Genomic DNA, 18,461 nt, shown 5'->3' on the forward strand with positions numbered 1-18,461 from the left:
CTTCGGACAGGGAAAATGGAGGCAGGGATGAGCAACGCGTGGCTGACCATGAGCATGGCCGATCTGGGTCGGGGCATCGCCAAGGGTGACATTGACCCCGTTGACCTGACGCGCACCTATCTGGACGCCATCAAGGCCCATCCGTTCGGCGAGCGCATCTATGCCCGTCTGACCGAGGACCGCGCCATGTCCGAGGCCCGCGCGGCTTCGGAACGTGCGCGAGTTGGGCAGCGCTTGGGTCTTCTTGATGGCGTCCCGATCAGTTGGAAGGACTTGTTCGACGCGGCAGGTGCGGCAACCGAAGCCGGGTCTGCCCTTTTGAAAGGCCGCGTGCCGGATCAAGACGCTGAAGTTCTGCGCAACGCCACTGCCGCCGGGATGATCTGCCTTGGCAAGACCCATATGAGCGAGCTGGCGTTCTCGGGCCTTGGCCTGAACCCCGTCACCGCGACCAGCCCGTGTGTGAACGACCATGATGCCGTTTCGGGCGGAAGCTCGTCCGGGGCGGCGACCTCGGTCGCGTTTGGATTGGCCCCCTGCGGGATTGGGTCGGACACCGGGGGGTCGGTGCGGATCCCCTCGGCTTGGAACGATCTTGTCGGACTAAAGACGACCTCGGGCCGCGTGTCGTTGAAAGGCGTGGTGCCCTTGGTGGCCAGCTTTGACACGGTTGGCCCGCTGTGTCGCACAGTCGAAGACGCCGCCCTGATGCTGGCGACGCTTGAAGGCAGGGCGCCTGCAGATCTGCGCGGCGCTTCCCTGAAAGGCATACGTCTTCTGGTGCTGGAAAACGGGTTCGAGGGCTGTCGGGACGAACCGCTGGCCGGGTTCGACAGCGCGTTGGGCCGCATTATGGACGGTGGCGCGACGATCAGCCGTCAGCACCTACCGATCGTCGATGAAGCGCTCGCCATGTCCGGCGTTCTGTTCACCACAGAAGCCTATGCCACGTGGCGAGAAGCGATCGATGCGCAACCAGATTTGATGTTTGACGAAATTCGCGAACGGTTCATGGCGGGGGCGTCATTCTCGGGTGTGGATTTTGTGGCGGCGTGGCAGCGGCTGGAGGATATTCGTACTGAATTCCTGTCCGAAATGGCTGGGTTTGACGCAGTGGTTCTGCCAACTTCCCCCATCATGCCGCCCAATGTAGATCGTTTGATGTCGGATCATGACTATTACGTCGAAGAAAACCTTTGGGCGCTGCGGAATACGCGGATCGGCAACCTGCTGGGGCTGTGCGGTCTCAGCCTGCCGACGGGTCTTCCATCGACCGGGATCATGCTTTTGGGCGCACCGATGGGCGAAGAGCGCCTGCTGCGCCTTGGGGCCGCCTGCGAAGCCGTGTTGTCCTAAAAGCCACAACTGTACCCTCCAAGCGTCGATTTTCACGGCGAATTTCTGGACCAGCCGGGATTTGCAGGCTATCGTCGACCGTAACGGGGCGACATGACCCCGAAAACTGAGGCAGTATAAAGACGTTTCAAATGACGTTTCCCGAGCGGTATTCCGGCTTGCCAGAGTATGCATTCCCGCGATTGCGGACCCTTCTCGACGCTCATGCGCCGGGTGGTGAAATTATGCATATGACGATAGGCGAACCCAAGCACCCCTTTCCAAGCTGGGTGCCTGAAGTGTTGACCCAAGCCGTTGATGAATTTGGGAAATATCCGCCGAATGATGGTGCGCCCGAACTGCTGAATGCAATCTCGGGCTGGCTGGATCGGCGCTATGGGATCGACGTTCCCACGGATCAAATCATGGCTCTGAACGGCACCCGCGAAGGTCTGTTCAATGCGTTGATCGCACTTTGCCCCGAACAGACGTCGCGCGGCGAAAAGCCCGTCGTTCTGATCCCGAACCCGTTCTATCAGGTCTATGCGGTTGCTGCCGTAACTGTCGGTGCAGAACCAGTGTTCCTGCCCGCGACACCCGACAACAACTTCCTGCCGGACTATTCCCAGCTGTCTCCCGAGATCCTGAACCGGACCGAAGTGGCCTTCATTTGTTCGCCCACCAACCCGCAAGGCGCAGTGGCAGATCGTGATTACTGGGCCAACCTGATCGCGCTGGCCGAGAAATATGATTTCAAGATCTTCGCCGACGAATGCTATTCCGAGATCTATCGCGACACGCCGCCCCCCGGTGCGCTTGAGGTCGCTCGCGAAGGCGGCGCTGATCCGGAACGCGTGACGATCTTCCATTCGTTGTCGAAACGGTCAAACCTGCCCGGCTTGCGCTCGGGTTTTGTGGCCGGTGGCCCGGAAAGCATCAAACGAGTGCGCCAGCTGCGTGCCTATGCCGGTGCGCCTTTGCCACTGCCGCTGCAGCGCGTGGCCGAACGGGCGTGGACCGACGAAGAACATGTGATCGAGAACCGCCGACTGTACCAAGAGAAGTACGCCATTGCGGACGAGATTTTTGCAGGCGTTCCGGGGTACAGGCCCCCAGAAGCCGGCTTTTTCCTGTGGCTGCCCGTCGATGATGGCGAAGAGGCCGCAATGAAACTGTGGACCGAGACTGGCGTGCGGGTTCTGCCCGGCGCGTATCTGTCGCGGGATGTGAATGAAGAAAACCCCGGCAAGGGGTTCATCCGGGTCGCAATGGTGGCCCCAAAAGAAGACATGACGCGCGGGCTGATCCAGATCCGCGACGGTCTGTATAAGTAAGGACGAGGTGGCATGGCGTATCAGGCGAAACAACGAGATCCGATCTTTGACAGCACCACGCAAGCGGTGCTGGAACGACGCGGGAAAGAGCTTTTGGGCATCGGTCTGATTGCCCTTGGCATCGTGATCGCGCTGATCCTTGGCAGCTACTCGCCTGAGGATCCGGGTTGGATGTCGGCCACCGACACGCCTGCACAGAACGCTTTGGGCCGGCTTGGTGCTTTTATCGCGTCGCCCTTGTCGGTTATTGCCGGGCTGGGAGCGTGGGCGCTGCCGCTAATCCTTGTGGTCTGGGGCCTGCGCATGACGTTCCACTTCGGGGAAGAGCGTGCCGTTGGGCGACTGGTATTCGCCCCAATCGCCGTTGCTCTGTGTTCGGTCTATGCCTCGACCCTGGTTCCGGGTGCAGGCTGGACCCATTCCTTCGGGCTGGGCGGCTTGTTCGGAGATACCGTTCTGGGTGCGGTTTTGGCGGCCCTTCCGATCAGCGCAGGCGCTGGGTTGAAGGTTATGTCGGCGATCACAGCTGTTGCCGCCCTGATTGCCACGTTGTTCGTCCTAGGTCTGGATAAACCCGAGCTGAAGCGCATCGGTCATTTCTTGGTTGTCGGTGTCGTGATGACTTATGCAGGTCTAGTTTCCCTGCTGGGCAAAGGCGCGAAAGGCGCAGCCACCGGAGCTGCAGCCACCGCCCGCCATATGCAGGCACGCAATGTCGCCCGCAAGGAACAGGCGCAAGCTCAGGAAGAGTATCAAGAACTCTACGAAGAAGAGTTCTCGTCACCGCCGCCCCTGCGTACCGCACGCGTGTTGCGCCCTGAACCACCGATGCATGCCGAGCCCGAGGCCGTTCTGCACGAAGAACCCGCTCCGGCTCCGCAAAAGCAGGGCCTGTTGGCGTCGCTGATGCGTCGTAATGTCGAGCCTGAACCTGAACTGATCGAACCCGCTGTCTTCGAAGGGGATATCCCGGACGAGCTGGGTGGCGAAGATCGCATTCGCGCCAAGATCGCTTCGGCTTTGAAAAACCGTTCGCGCGAGATGCCAATCGCCAACCCGATGCGCGCCGAGCCCCCGCTAGAGCGCGCCGTGTCGCGTCACCGTCGCAGCCCGGATCCGATGATCCTAAATACCTCGATGCCCGCCGAGCCGGACATGGATGTGCCGATGGAAGATCCCTATGCGGATCCATACGCCGCGCCGATGGTCGAAGCGCCCATGGTTGAGGCTACCGCGCATGCTCCGATGATGGCCGAGCTGGCTGTAGATGATGATCTGATCGTCGAAGATCTGATGGCCCCCGAGGTCGAGCCCGAGGCACGCGTCTATACGCCTCAGCATTCGGGTTTCACCCAGCCCGCCAAGAAGGTTGTGCAGCATCCGCCGAAGAAGCCTGTCCAACCTTCGACCCGCGCAAAAGCTGAAACGCAGCCTGCGTTGAAATTCGATGACAGCCATCCGGGATACGAGCTTCCGCCGCTGAACCTGCTGGCCAACCCGACCTCGATTGAACGTCATGTTCTGTCGGATGAGGCGCTGGAAGAAAATGCGCGGATGTTGGAAACCGTTCTGGATGACTATGGCGTGAAGGGCGAAATCGTATCCGTGCGCCCCGGCCCCGTTGTCACGATGTACGAACTTGAACCGGCCCCCGGTCTGAAAGCCAGCCGTGTGATCGGTTTGGCCGACGATATCGCCCGCTCGATGTCGGCTTTGTCAGCCCGTGTTTCGACCGTGCCCGGTCGCTCGGTCATCGGGATCGAACTACCTAATGAGAAACGCGAGATGGTATCCTTCCGCGAGATCCTCTCGACCCGAGACTTCGGTGACGGCAACCACCGCCTGCCGTTGGCGCTGGGCAAGGATATTGGCGGCGAGCCTGTCGTGGCGAACCTTGCCAAGATGCCTCACTTGCTGATCGCAGGGACCACCGGTTCGGGTAAATCCGTAGCGATCAACACGATGATCATGTCGCTGCTCTACAAGCTGACGCCGGAAGAATGCCGGATGATCATGATTGATCCGAAGATGTTGGAACTGTCCGTTTATGACGGCATCCCGCATCTGCTGTCCCCCGTTGTGACCGATCCGAAAAAGGCTGTTGTTGCCCTGAAATGGGTCGTGGGCGAGATGGAAGAGCGCTATCGCAAGATGTCCAAAATGGGCGTGCGCAATATCGAAGGCTATAACAGCCGGGTGGCAGACACGCTGGCCAAAGGCGAGATGTTCGAACGTACCGTTCAGACGGGCTTTGACGATGACACCGGCGAACCGATCTTCGAGACCGAGGAATTCGCCCCCGAGAAACTGCCCTTCATCGTCGTTGTGGTCGACGAAATGGCAGACCTGATGATGGTCGCCGGTAAGGAAATCGAGGCCTGCATCCAGCGTCTTGCGCAGATGGCGCGTGCCTCGGGCATTCACATCATTATGGCCACGCAGCGCCCGTCGGTTGACGTGATCACCGGCACGATCAAGGCCAACTTCCCGACCCGGATTTCGTTCCAGGTGACCTCGAAAGTCGACAGCCGCACCATTCTGGGTGAACAGGGGGCCGAGCAACTTTTGGGCATGGGCGACATGCTTTACATGGCGGGCGGTTCGAAAATCACCCGCGTGCACGGCCCGTTTGTGTCGGACGAGGAAGTCGAAGAAATCGTCACCTATCTGAAAAGCTTTGGTCCGCCCGAATATGTAGGCGGCGTGTCCGATGGCCCGGCAGAAGACAAGGCCGACAACATCGACGCGGTTCTTGGGCTGAACACTGGTGGCAACACCAACGGCGAAGATGCGCTTTACGATCAGGCGGTGGGGATTGTGATCAAGGATCGCAAATGCTCGACATCCTACATCCAGCGCAAACTGGGTATCGGCTATAACAAAGCCGCGCGTCTGGTTGAGCAGATGGAAGATGAAGGGCTCGTTTCTGCATCAAATCATGTCGGAAAACGCGAAATCCTGATCCCCGAACAGCAGTAACAAGTCACCGGACAACGATCCGGACTGCGCCGACCCTTTCGGGTCGGCGTGTTTCCTAACGATAACAAAACTGAGGCAAGCAAATGATTCAACGTCGTCACACAACCGACCGAATGAGCCAAAGCGTCACCCATAAAAGTGTCGTCTATCTGGCCGGTCAGGTCGGCACCCCCGGCAACAGCGTGGCCGAGCAGACTCGCGAATGTCTGGAGCAGATCGAAAAACTTCTGGAAGAGGCCGGATCCTCGACCAAGCACATGCTGCAAGCGATCATCTGGATGGCTGACATGAAGGATTTCGCCGAGATGAACGAGGTCTGGGACGCTTGGGTGCCCAAGGGCCACGCGCCTGCCCGCGCGACCGGCTCGGCCGATCTGGCCACTCCGGATCACAAGGTCGAAGTGATCGTGACTGCCGCGGTCGCGGAATAACAACGCCCCTTGAAAGGCGCGTTATCGCCTATCACCTACTGTTCGGGCTTAAACTTCCCATATCAAACGGGATAGAGTAGGCCCGAGCAGTAAAGGTAGTATAGATGACCCCCTTGCGTATGACTTTCGCCGCCATGGTATTGGTGGCCACGGCGCTTCCGGCTCAGGCCGAGAAAATCAGCCTGAACGCGATTTCCAAGTATTTGAACGGTCTGACCACCGCCAAATCTCAGTTTACTCAAATCAATGATGACGGGACGATTTCGACCGGGACGATCTATTTGAAACGTCCGGGCCGAGCGCGGTTTGAATACAACCCGCCGACGGATGCACTGGTGGTGGCCGGGGGATCTCAGGTTGCGATCTTTGACGGAAAATCAAATGCTGGCCCGCAGCAGTATCCGTTGAAACGTACACCGTTGAACCTGATTCTTGAGCGGAATGTGAATCTGAATCGTGCGAAGATGGTGGTGGGTCACAAGTATGACGGCACTGCGACTACGGTTGTCGCACAAGACCCTGAAAACCCCGAAGTCGGAACGATCGAGCTGAAGTTTACATCGAACCCGGTCGAGCTGCGCCAGTGGATCATCACCGACAATGCGGGTTCGAAAACCACGGTTCTTCTGGGCGAACTGGAGAAGGGCGGATCACTTGGGTCGTCGCTGTTCTCGATCACCGCTGCGATCAAACAGCGCGTGCGAAACTAAGCGCTTCGTAAGAAAACCTGACCCGAGCTTTCCCGGGTCAGGTGCACTATTAACGGCAACGCGCCAGTTGTCGCTGATACATGGCCGAGCGTGATCCGACGTTGTCCGCCACACGCACCAGCCAGGATTTCGATTTATAGCTACCGCGCAGATACCCGGTGCGCCCTTCGTGATAAGCCAGATACTGGTTGCGGGCGTCATGCAGCGGAATGCCAGTCACATCACGCGTCTTGTTCATGTACCAACCCATGAAATCGGTGGCGTCACGAATGTCGGTGCGGCGCGCGCTGCGGCCGCCTTCGGACTTCTGGTATTCTTTCCACGTGCCGTCCAACGCCTGTGCATAGCCATATGCCGAGCTTTGACGCCCCATGGGCAACACGCCCAGCACATATTTTACAGGGGTTCGGGCATCCTTTACGAATTTCGATTCCTGATGGATGATCGCCATTTGAACGTGAACGGGTACATCCCATTTCCGTTCTGTTCGCTTCATCGCGCGCAACATCTTGGGTTGCTGCCGAACGATGCTGCATGCGTTGTCCAGATTGCGGGGCGCCTTTGACTTGCCACCACAGGACGCCACGAACGCCACGACCATGGTCGCGAGAATGAGTTTTTTCATCTGCCTACTGCTCGTTTGTTTTTTCAATATTCTAACGGATTTTCTGGCCTGTGGGAATCAGAAGATCTGCCTTTTTCGCACCCGTGGCGCATCTTTGCTGATTGGACGGAAACAGGGCCCGCCGATCCATTAATGCCCAAACTGTTTCCAAAATTTCCGACCAAGTCGCATGGACAATCAGAGGTGTTCGGCGTTAGTCATGGGACAAGGTTGGATTAATGTTGAAGACACACGCAAAATATCATCTAGGTCAGGTTGTCCGCCATCGGAAGCATCCCTTCCGGGGGGTGGTGTTTGATGTAGATGCGATATTCTCCAACACCGATGAATGGTACGATGCCATTCCAGAGGACAGCCGTCCGTCAAAGGATCAACCGTTTTATCATCTGCTGGCCGAGAATGACCAAAGCTACTATGTGGCGTATGTTTCCGAACAGAACTTGGTCGAAGACCAATCGGGTGAACCGATCGAACACCCTGATTTACATGATCTTTTTGGGGATTTCGAAGACGGACAGTACCCGCTACAGGTTCAGCTGAACTGAGCGGTCATTCGCATTTCGAAATTCAGTCGACCGGCCCGACTAATTCTCTCGTTGTCTCTGGGCACCATGGCGCGCGGGCGCAATTTCAGGCTTGTTTTGCCTCGGGATTGAGGATCCAGAACGACAAGATGTTCCGTCCATTGCGCCGTTCATAGTGTAATCCGTCAGTCAGCTCGCGCACCAAAAGCCAGCCGAATCCCCCTTCTGGCAGGTCACTGTTGTCGCAACTCAGATCATAGTCGACCGGCTTGTTGGGCAGATCTTCTGGCAATGGAAGTCCCTCGTCCTGCACCAAGACGCGGAACCCCGTATCCGAGTGTTCAACATATAAATCGATGCGGCCTGTCGGGTCTTCTTGATAGGCATGTTCGACTATGTTGTTCAAAACCTCGGCCAGAACAATTTCGACCACCGATTTTTCATCTGCTGACAAGGCTAAGGCAAGCACCTGTTCCAAGGCCTGTCGCACAGACAAGTTGTCGCTTGGTAGTTTCAGGTGGAGTTTCTGACCTGAGCGTGGCTTCGCCGCGTTATGCAAGTTCTGTGCACTCCTGCTAGGACAGTCTCGTCAGCTTGCGTTGGCAAGTCCGCCATCTAGGGCCGCGGCGACGTTGTCATGGATGGTGAATACCGTATCCATACGTGTCAGTGCAAAGACCTTGCCGACGGTTTTGGATAGGGCGGCCAGTTCAAAACTGCGTCCATCTGGTACTTGTTTCATGGCGGCTACAATCGCGCCAAGCCCGCTGGAGTCGATGAAGTCGACTTTCGTCATGTCCACGACAACACGTTGCGGGCCATCCGACGTCATGTCGCGCATTTGATCTTTGAATTTGATGGCGATGGCGGCGTCAATTCGACTGTTGTCTACGGTGATCACTCGGGCTTCGGGCCCATCTTGATAGGTAAGTTGCACGGGGTCGCTCCTTCCTCGCGGTTAGTAGAACTACAGTCTAGACGGCGATCCTTACCATTCGGTAAGCGAGTACAGGAAAAGCATTGGTTGGAGGCTATGATGAAAAACGTGGTTATCGCAGGGGCAGCGCGCACCCCAATGGGCGGGTTTCAGGGCGCATTCTCGGGTGTGACGGCTTCCGAGCTGGGCGGCGCGGCCATCAAGGCGGCGCTGGAAGATGCAGGTGCGGATGCCAGCCAGATCGAAGAGCTGCTGATGGGCTGCGTTTTGCCTGCCGGTCAGGGTCAGGCCCCGGCACGTCAGGCAGGTTTTGCAGGCGGGTTGGGCAAAGAGGTTCCGGCCACTACTCTGAACAAGATGTGTGGTTCGGGCATGAAGACCGCGATGATCGCCTATGATCAGGTGGCGCTGGGCGGCACCGATATCATGGTCGCTGGCGGCATGGAGAGCATGACCGAGTCCCCCTATATCCTGCCGAAAATGCGCGGCGGTGCCCGGATTGGGCATGGCGCGGTCGTGGACCACATGTTCCTTGACGGTTTGGAAGACGCCTATGACAAAGGTCGCTTGATGGGCACCTTCGCCGAGGATTGCGCTGAGAGCTTCCAGTTCACCCGCGAAGCTCAGGATGAATACGCGCTGAAGTCGCTGGCGAACTCGCTTGAAGCTCAGAAATCCGGCGCTTTTGAAGGCGAGATCGCCGCCGTCACGATCAAAACCCGCAAGGGCGATGTGGTCGTGGGTGAAGATGAACAGCCCGGCAACGCACGCCCCGACAAGATCCCGACCTTGAAGCCTGCCTTCCGCAAGGATGGCACGGTGACGCCTGCCAACAGCTCGTCCATTTCGGACGGCGCGGCGGCCTTGGTCGTGGCTTCGGAAGACGCGGCCAACGCTGCTGGTCTGAAAATCCGCGCGCGGATCATGGGTCACGCCAGCCACGCGCAGGAACCCAACCTGTTCACGACGGCACCCGTTCCCGCCGCGCAAAAACTGCTGGATCGTTTGGGCTGGACCAAAGACGACGTGGACCTTTGGGAAGTGAACGAGGCGTTCGCCGTCGTTCCTATGGCCTTCATGCATGAAATGGGCCTGTCGCGTGACATCGTGAACGTAAATGGCGGAGCCTGTGCGCTGGGTCACCCAATTGGTGCCTCGGGCACACGCATCATGGTGACGCTCTTGAACGCGCTTGAAAAGCGTGGTCTGAAACGCGGTGTGGCCGCGATCTGCATCGGCGGTGGCGAAGGTACTGCCATCGCGATCGAACGCGTGTAAGGTCACATCGACCTGCAAGATTAGGGGCGCGGGTTTCCGCGCCCTTTTCATTTGGAAATCACCATGAAGATCAACTACGCCGAAACCGCTCAGATCATTGCTTCGTTGACCGAGGGGGAAACGGACGAGGTCGCCCTGATGGCCACCGTCACCTGTGAACTGCATCACGCAGATGATCGGTTCGACTGGACTGGTTTTTATCGCGTGACGGAGCCCGAGATGCTGAAGATCGGACCGTATCAGGGCGGGCATGGCTGCTTGCAGATCCCGTTCTCGCGCGGGGTGTGCGGGGCAGCGGCGCGTACGGGCGAAGTGCAGTTGGTCGATGATGTCGACGCCTTTCCGGGCCATATCGCCTGCGCATCTTCGACCCGATCCGAGGTGGTTTTGCCGGTCTGCAACGCAGATGGCGTGCTGATTGCGGTGCTGGATATCGACAGCGATCAGCCTTCCGCTTTCACTCAAGATGACGCTGACGCGCTTGCGCAAATCCTGTCGGATACCTTTGCGCGCTAGGATTGTTTCCGATCGAATCCCTGCAAATTTGATCTGTTTCACAGCCTGAACACGACAATTTCCCGTCGCATTCAAGCTTGCCACGAATCACTTTTCTGCCCCAACATGAAAAAAATGGTGAAAATTTCACGATAACATTCATGCGGAGGTCACATGCTACACAGCGATCCACAGCACCTGCACAGAACCAGTCTGGGGGCGGATCTGCGGGCCTTGCGTAAATCGCGCGGCATGACGATCGCTGATTTGGCGGAAGCGTTGGATCGTTCTATCGGCTGGCTCAGCCAAGTCGAACGTGACAAATCCGAACCCTCGATTTCCGACCTGCGTGCGATTGCGGATGTGCTGGGCGTGCCCATGTCGCTTCTCTTCGCGCACAAATCCTCGCCTGCGGGGGAACAGGGGCGGATCGTGCGAGCAGGTAATCGCCGTCCCATGGGCGCAAGCCATGAAGGGCTGCGGGAAGAGCTTCTGTCCCCTGACCTGACCGATGATTTCGAAATGGTGCACTCTACCTTCGAGCCGCATTCAAAGATGCAGACCCCCGCCAGCCGCCCCACGCAAGAGGTCGGTTACATGGTCTCGGGCAAGCTGGACCTGACCATTGGCGGGCGCAGCTTTACCGTTCAGACCGGCGATAGTTTCCGCATCAAACACGAGACCTATGACTGGGCCAATCCCTATGACGAACCTGCTGTTGCGATCTGGGTGATCGCGCCGCCGGTTTATTAAGGAGGGGCCAATGATTAAGGGAAGCTGCCTGTGCGGCGCCATCACGTTTTCCACGGATGCGACCCCGGAAGGGGCCTCGATGTGCCATTGCAGCCAGTGCCGCAAGCAATCGGGCGGCATCTGGTCCTCGGCCTTTGTGCCGGAAGCCGATCTGACCATCACAGGCGACGTGTCGTGGTACGAAGCCAGCGACTCGGCAAAACGCGGATCCTGCCCGACCTGCGGGTCCTTCCTGTTCTGGAAAGCCCATGACGAGGACACGATCAGCTTCGCGCTGGGCGCGGTCGACGGACCCACCGGGCTGCGTTTGGAAAAGCACATCTTCACGGCGGACAAGGGCGATTACTACCAGATCGCCGATGGCCTACCGCAGAAGGATTGAGCCATGATCGAGACGCTTTTCCTCATGGACCCTTGGGTCATTGCCACCTTTATCGGTGCCTCGATCCTTCTGTATCTGACACCCGGCGCAGACATGATGTTCGTGATTGCCAGCGGCATTGCCGGTGGGCCGAAGTCGGGGCTGGCCGCCACCGCAGGCGTGATCCTTGGCGTGGCCTGTCAGGTCATCCTTGCTGCTGCCGGGCTGGCGCTGTTGATCGCGGCATCCCCCATCGCGCTGGATGTGATCCGCTATGTGGGCGCGGCCTATCTGGCGTGGCTTGCGTGGCATAGCTGGCGCGCTAGCGCTGCCCCCGACACGCGCAAAGGCCGGGCCGATCTGTGGCGTGCCTTCCGGCGCGGCCTTGTGACCAACCTTCTGAACCCCAAGGTGATCCTGTTCATCCTCGCCTTCCTGCCGCAATTCGTGGACCCCGCGATTGGCCCGGAATGGCAACAGATCCTGATCCTTGGAATCATCTTCGCAATTGGCGGCTTCATTGCCGACGGGCTGATCGGCATCTTCGCCGGTCTGGCCGCCGACAAGGTCCGCAAATCCACACACACCATGAACAAACTGTCCGCCGTGATCTTCGGAGCACTCGCCGCACGGCTGGCATGGAATTGACCAACAGGAGACCCAAATGTCCGACTTCCCCACCAAAGCACGCGTCGTCATCATCGGCGGCGGTGTTGTCGGCGCCTCGACGCTGTATCACCTTGGCCTGAAGGGCTGGACCGACTGCGTGTTGCTTGAAAAGAACGAGCTGACGGCAGGGTCCACCTGGCACGCGGCGGGCAACGTGCCGACCTTCTCGACCAGCTGGGCGATCATGAACATGCAGCGCTATTCGACCGAGCTGTATTCGCGTCTGGGCGAAGAGGTCGACTATCCGATGAACTACCACCAGACTGGCTCGATCCGTCTGGCCCACACCGAAGAGCGGATGCAGGAATTTGAACGCGCGTGCTCGATGGGCCGGTATCAGGGCATCGAGATGGAGATGTGGACGCCCGAGCAGGCGAAAGAGCGTTACCCGTTCCTTGAAACGCATGATCTGGCCGGTGTGCTGTGGGATCCGTCGGATGGCGACATCGACCCCGCTCAGGTCACCCAAGCGATGGCCAAGGGTGCACGCGATCTGGGTCAGAAGATTCTGCGTTTCACTCCTGCGACGGGCGTGACCCAGAAGGAAGACAAGACGTGGATCGTCCACACCGAAAAGGGTGACATCGAATGTGACTATGTGGTGAACGCCGCCGGGTACTATGCCCAGCGCGTGGGCGAGTGGTTCAAGCCTTATGGCGGTCGCACCGTGCCGATGATGGTGATGGAGCACCAGTATCTGCTGACCGAACAGATCCCCGAGATCGAGGCATGGTCTAAGGAACATGGCGGCAAGCTGCCCCTAATTCGTGACGTGGACGTGTCCTATTATCTGCGTCAGGAAAAGCACGGCTACAACCTTGGCCCGTACGAGCCAAACTGTAAGGCGCACTGGATCGGTGACGAGGACAAGATGCCCGACGATTTCAGCTTCCAGCTGTGGCAGGAAGATCTGGACCGGATCGAGGATATCGTCGTCGACGCCATGGCCCGCGTGCCGCTGATGGAGACCTCGGGTGTCTCCAGCGTGATCAACGGCCCGATCCCCTATGCCCCTGATGGGCTGCCCCTGATGGGTCCGATGCCCGGCGTTGAAAACGCGTTCGAGGCCTGTGTCTTTACCTTCGGCATCGCCCAAGGTGGTGGCGCCGGTAAGGTCATGGCCGAATGGATCGTCGATGGCGCGACCGAGTGGGATATGTGGGCGGTCGATCCGCGCCGCTATACCGACTACACCGATCAGGACTATTGCGACCAGAAAGGCATGGAGGTCTACGGCAACGAATACGCCATGCACTTCCCCCATCACGAATGGCCCGCCGCCCGCGACAAGAAATTGTCGCCCGTGCATGACCGGGTAATTGCCGCTGGTGGCGTCATGGGTGCCTATAACGGCTGGGAACGCGCCAACTGGTTTGCGCAGGACGGCGACGATACCTCGGAGGAAGGCACACACACTTGGGGCCGCTCTGGCCCGTGGGAGGCACGCATCAAAGAGGAATGCGAAGCCGTGCGTGACGGTGTGGGCGTTCTGGACCTGCCGGGCTTCTCGCGCTTCTTCGTCAAAGGCGAAGGTGCTGCTGAAGCGCTGCGTGGTCTGGTTACCGGCGGTCTGCCCAAGATCGGACGCATCAATCTGGTCTATATCGCAGACAACCGCGGCCGCATCCTGACCGAGATGTCGTGCATGCGTCTGGGCGAAGATGACTTCGTTATGATCACCGCCGCAACGGCGCAGTGGCATGACCGCGATATTCTGGTCCAAGCGATGCCCGCGACTGTCACGGTCGAGGATGTGACCACCACCCGCGACACGCTCATCGTGACCGGTCCCAAATCGCGCGATCTGCTGGCTGGCATGTCGGATGCGGACCTAAGCCTCGGTTGGCTGACCCATCAGGCGGCGACCGTCGCTGGCAAACCCGCGCATCTGGTGCGCGTGTCCTTCGCAGGCGAACTGGGCTGGGAGGTCCACGCGCTGAACGAAGACATGCCCGCGATCTATGACGCGATCGTCGCTGGTGGCGCCAAGCCGTTCGGCATGTACGCGCTGAACAGCCTGCGTTTGGAAAAAGGCTATCGCGCGTGGAAGGGCGATCTTTCGACGGACTACTCGCTGTTGGAAGGTGGTCTTGGTCGTTTCGTCAAGCTGGACAAGCCGCAGGACTTCCCGGGCAAGGCCGCAATCCAGAACGAAATGCAGCAGGGGGTGAAGAAGTCCTTCGTCACCCTGACGGTCGACGCTGGTGACGCAGATGCGCCCTATATGTCCTGCATTTGGTCGGGCGACGAGATCGTGGGCGAGACCACATCGGGCGGATGGGGCCATCGCGTGAACAAGTCGATCGCGCTGGGCATGGTTCGCGCCGAATTGGCCAAACCCGGCACCGAGCTTGAGGTCGAAATCTACGGCGAAAAATTCAAAGCCGTGGTGCAGGAAGACCAACCGCTTTGGGATCCGGCAAACGAACGTCTACGCGCCTGATCGCTAGAAGAATCAGCCCTGCGCGGAGCAGTTCGCGTGGGGCCACCAATTGGGAGGGAACAGAGATGAAGGATATGATCCAGCATCCGATTCAGGTCGACATTCTGATGTCGGACGGTTTCGTCCTGACAGAACTGTCCGCCATTCTTGAACTTCTGCGCATCGCCAACCGCGTCACGGCCCGTCAGGTGTTTCGCTGGCAAAACCTGTCGCGCCACGGGGGCGATATCCGCTGTCGCGCCGGGATCGACGTGGCGACCCAGCCCTTCCAACCCAAACCATCTGCGCATTACGTCTTTGTTCTGGGCAATTCCGACCCCGATGCAAAAGAACTGTCGCTGCAAAAAGAAATCAAAGCCTATCAATGGGCAGGCGCCCGCGTGATCCTGCTGTCCGAGGCCGCAAGCCGCCATATTGCCGAGACCGGCGAACAAACGATGAGCCACACCACCCATTGGGAAAACCGCGCTGTCCTGAATGAACGCGGTACGCCGGGCGTTGGGTCATATGCGCTGGTCGCTGACGACGGTCGCATCATTACGTCCGCTGGAATGGGATCGACCCATGACCTTATACTGGCGCTGTTGGGCAGCCACCTGTCCGCTGCTTCAGTCGCGACAGTTGCCGACATCATGCTGCATGAAAACATCCGCACCTTCGCGACCCTGCAACCCTTTGGTGGGAAAGAGCTTACCCTGACTGGGAACCGGGCGCTGGATCAATGTGTCGAGCTGATGCAGGCCAATCTTGAAGAACCGCTGCGCATCTCGGAGCTGGTCGCACTTCTGGGGATCTCTGAACGCTCACTGGAACGCCATTTCCGCGCGCATTTCCACACCACGCCCAATGCGTATTACCGCGAGCTGCGCCTGAACCACGCCAACACGTTACTGCTGAAAACCGCGATGAGCGTGCGCGATGTCGGGCTGGCCTGTGGCTTCCCCAACGGGTTCTCGTCGCTGTTCCGCCGCCATTTCGGCGTGACCCCCATGTCGCTGCGCAAGAACGGAAACTTGCCAGTCTACAATAACTGAATTCCGGCAATTTTGTCGGAAACACGATGTTTGGTCGCGACGCCTCGTGCCAGTTTCGACCCGAATCCATCAAGGAGTGATGCCATGTCCATGCCCACACAAGCCCGCGTTGTCATCATCGGTGGCGGCGTTATCGGCTGCTCTGTCGCCTATCACCTGACCAAGCTTGGCTGGAAAGACGTCGTGTTGCTTGAACGCAAGCAGCTGACATCCGGTACCACATGGCATGCTGCCGGTCTGATCGCCCAGCTGCGGGCGACAGCAAACATGACGAAGCTGGCGAAGTACTCGCAGGAGCTTTACGGCGATCTGGAAACGGAAACCGGCGTGGCCACTGGGTTCAAGCGCAATGGCTCGATCAGCGTGGCTCTGACCACCGAACGGATGGAAGAACTGGCCCGTCAGGCCGCCATGGCCCGCGCGTTTGGTGTCGACGTGGAAGAGATCACCGCCGAAGAGGCCCTGTCGCGCTATGAACATCTGAACATCGATGGCGTGGTCGGTGGTGTGTGGCTGCCGAAAGACGGGCAGGGCGACCCGGCCAACATCGCTCTGGCACTGGCCAAAGGTGCACGGCAGAAAGGTGCGATCGTCAAAGAGCGCACCAAAGTCACAGGCATCCAGCGCGACGGTCGCAAGGTGACGGGAGTAGACTGGGCCTCGGACGACGGTAAGGAACAGGGTCACATTGCCTGCGACATGATCGTGAACTGCGCGGGCATGTGGGGCCACGAAGTTGGCCGCATGGCAGGCGTGAACGTGCCACTTCACGCGTGTGAGCACTTCTATATCGTGACCGAAGCCATTCCGAACCTGACCCAGATGCCGGTGCTGCGCGTGCCGGACGAATGTGCCTATTACAAGGAAGATGCGGGAAAAATGCTGCTGGGTGCGTTTGAACCAAACGCCAAGCCGTGGGGCATGAGCGGCATCGCCGATACGTTCGAGTTTGACCAACTTCCCGAGGATTTCGATCACTTCGAACCGATCTTGGAAAACGCCTGTAACCGCATGCCCATGCTGGCCGAGGCTGGTATTCACACCTTCTTCAACGGCCCGGAAAGCTTTACGCCCGACGACGCCTATCACCTTGGCCTCGCGCCCGAGATGGACAATGTCTGGGTCGCTGCGGGCTTTAACTCGATCGGCATTCAGTCGGCAGGCGGCGCAGGTATGGCATTGGCGCAATGGATGGAGGATGGCGACAAGCCCTTCGATCTGGGTGACGTGGACATCAGCCGGATGCAACCTTTCCAAGGAAACAAACACTACCTTTATGAACGCTCGAAAGAGACGCTGGGCTTGCTCTATGCCGACCACTTCCCCTTCCGCCAGAAAGCCACCGCACGCGGAGTGCGCCGCACGCCCTTCCATCACCACCTGAAGGAACAGGGTGCCGTGTTTGGCGAGCTTGCCGGGTGGGAACGCGCCAACTGGTTCGCGAATGAAGGCCAAAAAGCCGAGTACGAATACACCTGGGGTCGTCCCAACTGGTTCAACAACGCCGCCGCTGAACACAAGGCGGTGCGCGAGAATTTGGGCATGTACGACATGACCTCGTTCGGTAAAATCCGCGTCGAAGGTCCGGATGCTGAGGCGTTCATGAATTATGTGGGCGGCGGCGATTACTCGGTGCCGAATGGCAAGATCGTCTATACCCAATTCCTGAACCGTCGCGGCGGGATCGAGGCCGACGTGACCGTCACTCGGCTGACCGAGACCTCGTATCTGGTCGTCACCCCTGCTGCCACCCGACTGGCTGATCAGACATGGATGCAGCGCCACGTGGGCGACTTCCGCGTGGTGATCACCGATGTAACCGCTGGCGAAGGCGTTTTGGCCGTCATGGGTCCGAATGCCCGTAAACTGCTGGAAAAAGTCAGCCCGAACGACTTCACCAATGCGACCAACCCCTTCGGCACCGCACAGGATATCGAGATCGGCATGGGCTTGGCCCGCGCACACCGCGTGACCTATGTCGGCGAGCTGGGGTGGGAGATCTATGCCTCGGCCGATATGGCGGGCCATGTGTTCGAAACGCTTTTCGACGCCGGGCAGGACATGGGCCTAAAGCTTTGCGGCATGCACATGATGGACAGCTGCCGGATCGAAAAGGGCTTCCGCCACTTTGGCCATGACATCACCTGCGAGGATCACGTGCTGGAAGCTGGGCTTGGCTTTGCGGTGAAAACCGACAAGCCGGACTTCATCGGCCGCGAGGCCGTGCTGGCCAAGAAGGAAAGCGGGCTGGAAAATCGTATGGTCCAGTTCAAACTGACGGATCCCGAGCCGCTGCTCTATCACAACGAACCCGTCATTCGGGATGGCGAGATTGTGGGCTACCTCAGCTCGGGTTCTTATGGACACCATCTGGGTGCCGCCATGGGCATGGGCTATGTCCCGTGCAAAGGCGAAACCGCTGCGGATGTTTTGGCCTCGACCTATGAAATCGACGTGGCTGGGACACGAGTGAAGGCTGAAGCGTCGCTGAAGCCGATGTACGATCCGAAAGGGGAACGTGCGAAAGCATGACCAAGTTAACCAAAGATTAAC

At 58.9% G+C, this 18,461-nt stretch carries 17 protein-coding genes; 14 read left to right on the forward strand and 3 right to left on the reverse strand.

All coding sequences use genetic code 11. The features are described from left to right. Positions 1 to 27 precede the first annotated feature (27 nt). From ACP15F_RS14260 to ACP15F_RS14280, 5 genes are all read left to right on the forward strand, one after another. Positions 28 to 1,356: an amidase gene (locus ACP15F_RS14260; RefSeq protein WP_424941487.1), complete on the forward strand. Its 1,329-nt coding sequence runs from the start codon at positions 28 to 30 to the stop codon at positions 1,354 to 1,356. Between the two features lie 131 nt (positions 1,357 to 1,487). Continuing rightward, entirely contained in the window at positions 1,488 to 2,669 is a 1,182-nt protein-coding gene (locus tag ACP15F_RS14265; RefSeq protein WP_424941488.1) for an aminotransferase class I/II-fold pyridoxal phosphate-dependent enzyme, read from the forward strand. Between the two features lie 12 nt (positions 2,670 to 2,681). Continuing rightward, positions 2,682 to 5,648, forward strand: coding sequence for a DNA translocase FtsK (locus ACP15F_RS14270; RefSeq protein ID WP_424941489.1), 2,967 nt, complete (start codon positions 2,682 to 2,684; stop codon positions 5,646 to 5,648). 83 nt (positions 5,649 to 5,731) lie between these two features. Further along, positions 5,732 to 6,079, forward strand: a complete 348-nt coding sequence (locus ACP15F_RS14275) for a RidA family protein (protein WP_424941490.1) — start codon at positions 5,732 to 5,734, stop codon at positions 6,077 to 6,079. Positions 6,080 to 6,183: 104 nt separating this feature from the next. Then, complete coding sequence (locus tag ACP15F_RS14280; RefSeq protein WP_424941491.1) at positions 6,184 to 6,789, forward strand: LolA family protein; 606 nt, start codon at positions 6,184 to 6,186, stop codon at positions 6,787 to 6,789. A gap of 49 nt (positions 6,790 to 6,838) precedes the next feature. Here ACP15F_RS14280 and ACP15F_RS14285 read toward each other — a convergent pair whose 3' ends face one another. Beyond that, entirely contained in the window at positions 6,839 to 7,414 is a 576-nt protein-coding gene (locus tag ACP15F_RS14285) for a transglycosylase SLT domain-containing protein (protein ID WP_424941492.1), read from the reverse strand. Between the two features lie 218 nt (positions 7,415 to 7,632). Between ACP15F_RS14285 and hspQ the strand changes: the two genes are divergently transcribed. Beyond that, positions 7,633 to 7,959 (forward strand): heat shock protein HspQ, encoded by a 327-nt coding sequence (gene hspQ, locus ACP15F_RS14290; RefSeq protein WP_108858147.1) that lies wholly within the window; start codon positions 7,633 to 7,635, stop codon positions 7,957 to 7,959. A gap of 85 nt (positions 7,960 to 8,044) precedes the next feature. Here the strand turns inward: hspQ and ACP15F_RS14295 are convergent, their stop codons facing one another. Then, positions 8,045 to 8,428: an ATP-binding protein gene (locus ACP15F_RS14295; protein WP_424941644.1), complete on the reverse strand. Its 384-nt coding sequence runs from the start codon at positions 8,426 to 8,428 to the stop codon at positions 8,045 to 8,047. A gap of 99 nt (positions 8,429 to 8,527) precedes the next feature. Continuing rightward, the gene (locus tag ACP15F_RS14300; protein ID WP_424941493.1) at positions 8,528 to 8,875 is read right to left on the reverse strand and encodes an STAS domain-containing protein; all 348 of its coding nucleotides are present in this window, start codon (positions 8,873 to 8,875) and stop codon (positions 8,528 to 8,530) included. A gap of 99 nt (positions 8,876 to 8,974) precedes the next feature. Between ACP15F_RS14300 and ACP15F_RS14305 the strand changes: the two genes are divergently transcribed. From ACP15F_RS14305 to ACP15F_RS14340, 8 genes are all read left to right on the forward strand, one after another. Further along, positions 8,975 to 10,153, forward strand: a complete 1,179-nt coding sequence (locus ACP15F_RS14305) for a thiolase family protein (RefSeq protein WP_424941494.1) — start codon at positions 8,975 to 8,977, stop codon at positions 10,151 to 10,153. Between the two features lie 63 nt (positions 10,154 to 10,216). Next, on the forward strand, positions 10,217 to 10,669 hold the full coding sequence (locus tag ACP15F_RS14310) for a GAF domain-containing protein (protein WP_424941495.1): 453 nt from the start codon (positions 10,217 to 10,219) through the stop codon (positions 10,667 to 10,669). Between the two features lie 153 nt (positions 10,670 to 10,822). Then, a complete protein-coding gene (locus ACP15F_RS14315; RefSeq protein WP_424941496.1) occupies positions 10,823 to 11,401 on the forward strand; it encodes a helix-turn-helix domain-containing protein in 579 nt (192 codons plus the stop codon). 10 nt (positions 11,402 to 11,411) lie between these two features. Then, the gene (locus tag ACP15F_RS14320) at positions 11,412 to 11,783 is read left to right on the forward strand and encodes a GFA family protein (RefSeq protein ID WP_424941497.1); all 372 of its coding nucleotides are present in this window, start codon (positions 11,412 to 11,414) and stop codon (positions 11,781 to 11,783) included. Between the two features lie 3 nt (positions 11,784 to 11,786). Next, entirely contained in the window at positions 11,787 to 12,410 is a 624-nt protein-coding gene (locus ACP15F_RS14325; RefSeq protein WP_424941498.1) for a LysE family translocator, read from the forward strand. A 16-nt stretch (positions 12,411 to 12,426) separates the two neighbouring features. Further along, positions 12,427 to 14,874 carry a GcvT family protein gene (locus ACP15F_RS14330; protein ID WP_424941499.1) on the forward strand — a complete coding sequence of 816 codons (2,448 nt, stop codon included), beginning with the start codon at positions 12,427 to 12,429 and terminating at the stop codon, positions 14,872 to 14,874. A gap of 65 nt (positions 14,875 to 14,939) precedes the next feature. Further along, positions 14,940 to 15,908: a GlxA family transcriptional regulator gene (locus tag ACP15F_RS14335; RefSeq protein ID WP_424941500.1), complete on the forward strand. Its 969-nt coding sequence runs from the start codon at positions 14,940 to 14,942 to the stop codon at positions 15,906 to 15,908. A gap of 84 nt (positions 15,909 to 15,992) precedes the next feature. Beyond that, positions 15,993 to 18,440, forward strand: coding sequence for a GcvT family protein (locus ACP15F_RS14340; RefSeq protein WP_424941501.1), 2,448 nt, complete (start codon positions 15,993 to 15,995; stop codon positions 18,438 to 18,440). Positions 18,441 to 18,461: the final 21 nt, after the last annotated feature.

This window comes from Aliiroseovarius sp. S253 (assembly GCF_049800855.1).
Taxonomy (GTDB): Bacteria; Pseudomonadota; Alphaproteobacteria; order Rhodobacterales; family Rhodobacteraceae; genus Aliiroseovarius.

What these genes read in the sequence shown, in the direction of transcription:
- ACP15F_RS14260 (WP_424941487.1), top strand. Translation starts at nt 28, where the DNA reads ATGAGCAACGCGTGGCTGACCATGAGCATGGCCGATCTGGGTCGGGGC.
- ACP15F_RS14265 (WP_424941488.1), top strand. Translation starts at nt 1,488, where the DNA reads ATGACGTTTCCCGAGCGGTATTCCGGCTTGCCAGAGTATGCATTCCCG.
- ACP15F_RS14270 (WP_424941489.1), top strand. Translation starts at nt 2,682, where the DNA reads ATGGCGTATCAGGCGAAACAACGAGATCCGATCTTTGACAGCACCACG.
- ACP15F_RS14275 (WP_424941490.1), top strand. Translation starts at nt 5,732, where the DNA reads ATGATTCAACGTCGTCACACAACCGACCGAATGAGCCAAAGCGTCACC.
- ACP15F_RS14280 (WP_424941491.1), top strand. Translation starts at nt 6,184, where the DNA reads ATGACCCCCTTGCGTATGACTTTCGCCGCCATGGTATTGGTGGCCACG.
- ACP15F_RS14285 (WP_424941492.1), bottom strand. Translation starts at nt 7,414, where the DNA reads ATGAAAAAACTCATTCTCGCGACCATGGTCGTGGCGTTCGTGGCGTCC.
- hspQ (WP_108858147.1), top strand. Translation starts at nt 7,633, where the DNA reads ATGTTGAAGACACACGCAAAATATCATCTAGGTCAGGTTGTCCGCCAT.
- ACP15F_RS14305 (WP_424941494.1), top strand. Translation starts at nt 8,975, where the DNA reads ATGAAAAACGTGGTTATCGCAGGGGCAGCGCGCACCCCAATGGGCGGG.
- ACP15F_RS14310 (WP_424941495.1), top strand. Translation starts at nt 10,217, where the DNA reads ATGAAGATCAACTACGCCGAAACCGCTCAGATCATTGCTTCGTTGACC.
- ACP15F_RS14315 (WP_424941496.1), top strand. Translation starts at nt 10,823, where the DNA reads ATGCTACACAGCGATCCACAGCACCTGCACAGAACCAGTCTGGGGGCG.
- ACP15F_RS14320 (WP_424941497.1), top strand. Translation starts at nt 11,412, where the DNA reads ATGATTAAGGGAAGCTGCCTGTGCGGCGCCATCACGTTTTCCACGGAT.
- ACP15F_RS14325 (WP_424941498.1), top strand. Translation starts at nt 11,787, where the DNA reads ATGATCGAGACGCTTTTCCTCATGGACCCTTGGGTCATTGCCACCTTT.
- ACP15F_RS14330 (WP_424941499.1), top strand. Translation starts at nt 12,427, where the DNA reads ATGTCCGACTTCCCCACCAAAGCACGCGTCGTCATCATCGGCGGCGGT.
- ACP15F_RS14335 (WP_424941500.1), top strand. Translation starts at nt 14,940, where the DNA reads ATGAAGGATATGATCCAGCATCCGATTCAGGTCGACATTCTGATGTCG.
- ACP15F_RS14340 (WP_424941501.1), top strand. Translation starts at nt 15,993, where the DNA reads ATGTCCATGCCCACACAAGCCCGCGTTGTCATCATCGGTGGCGGCGTT.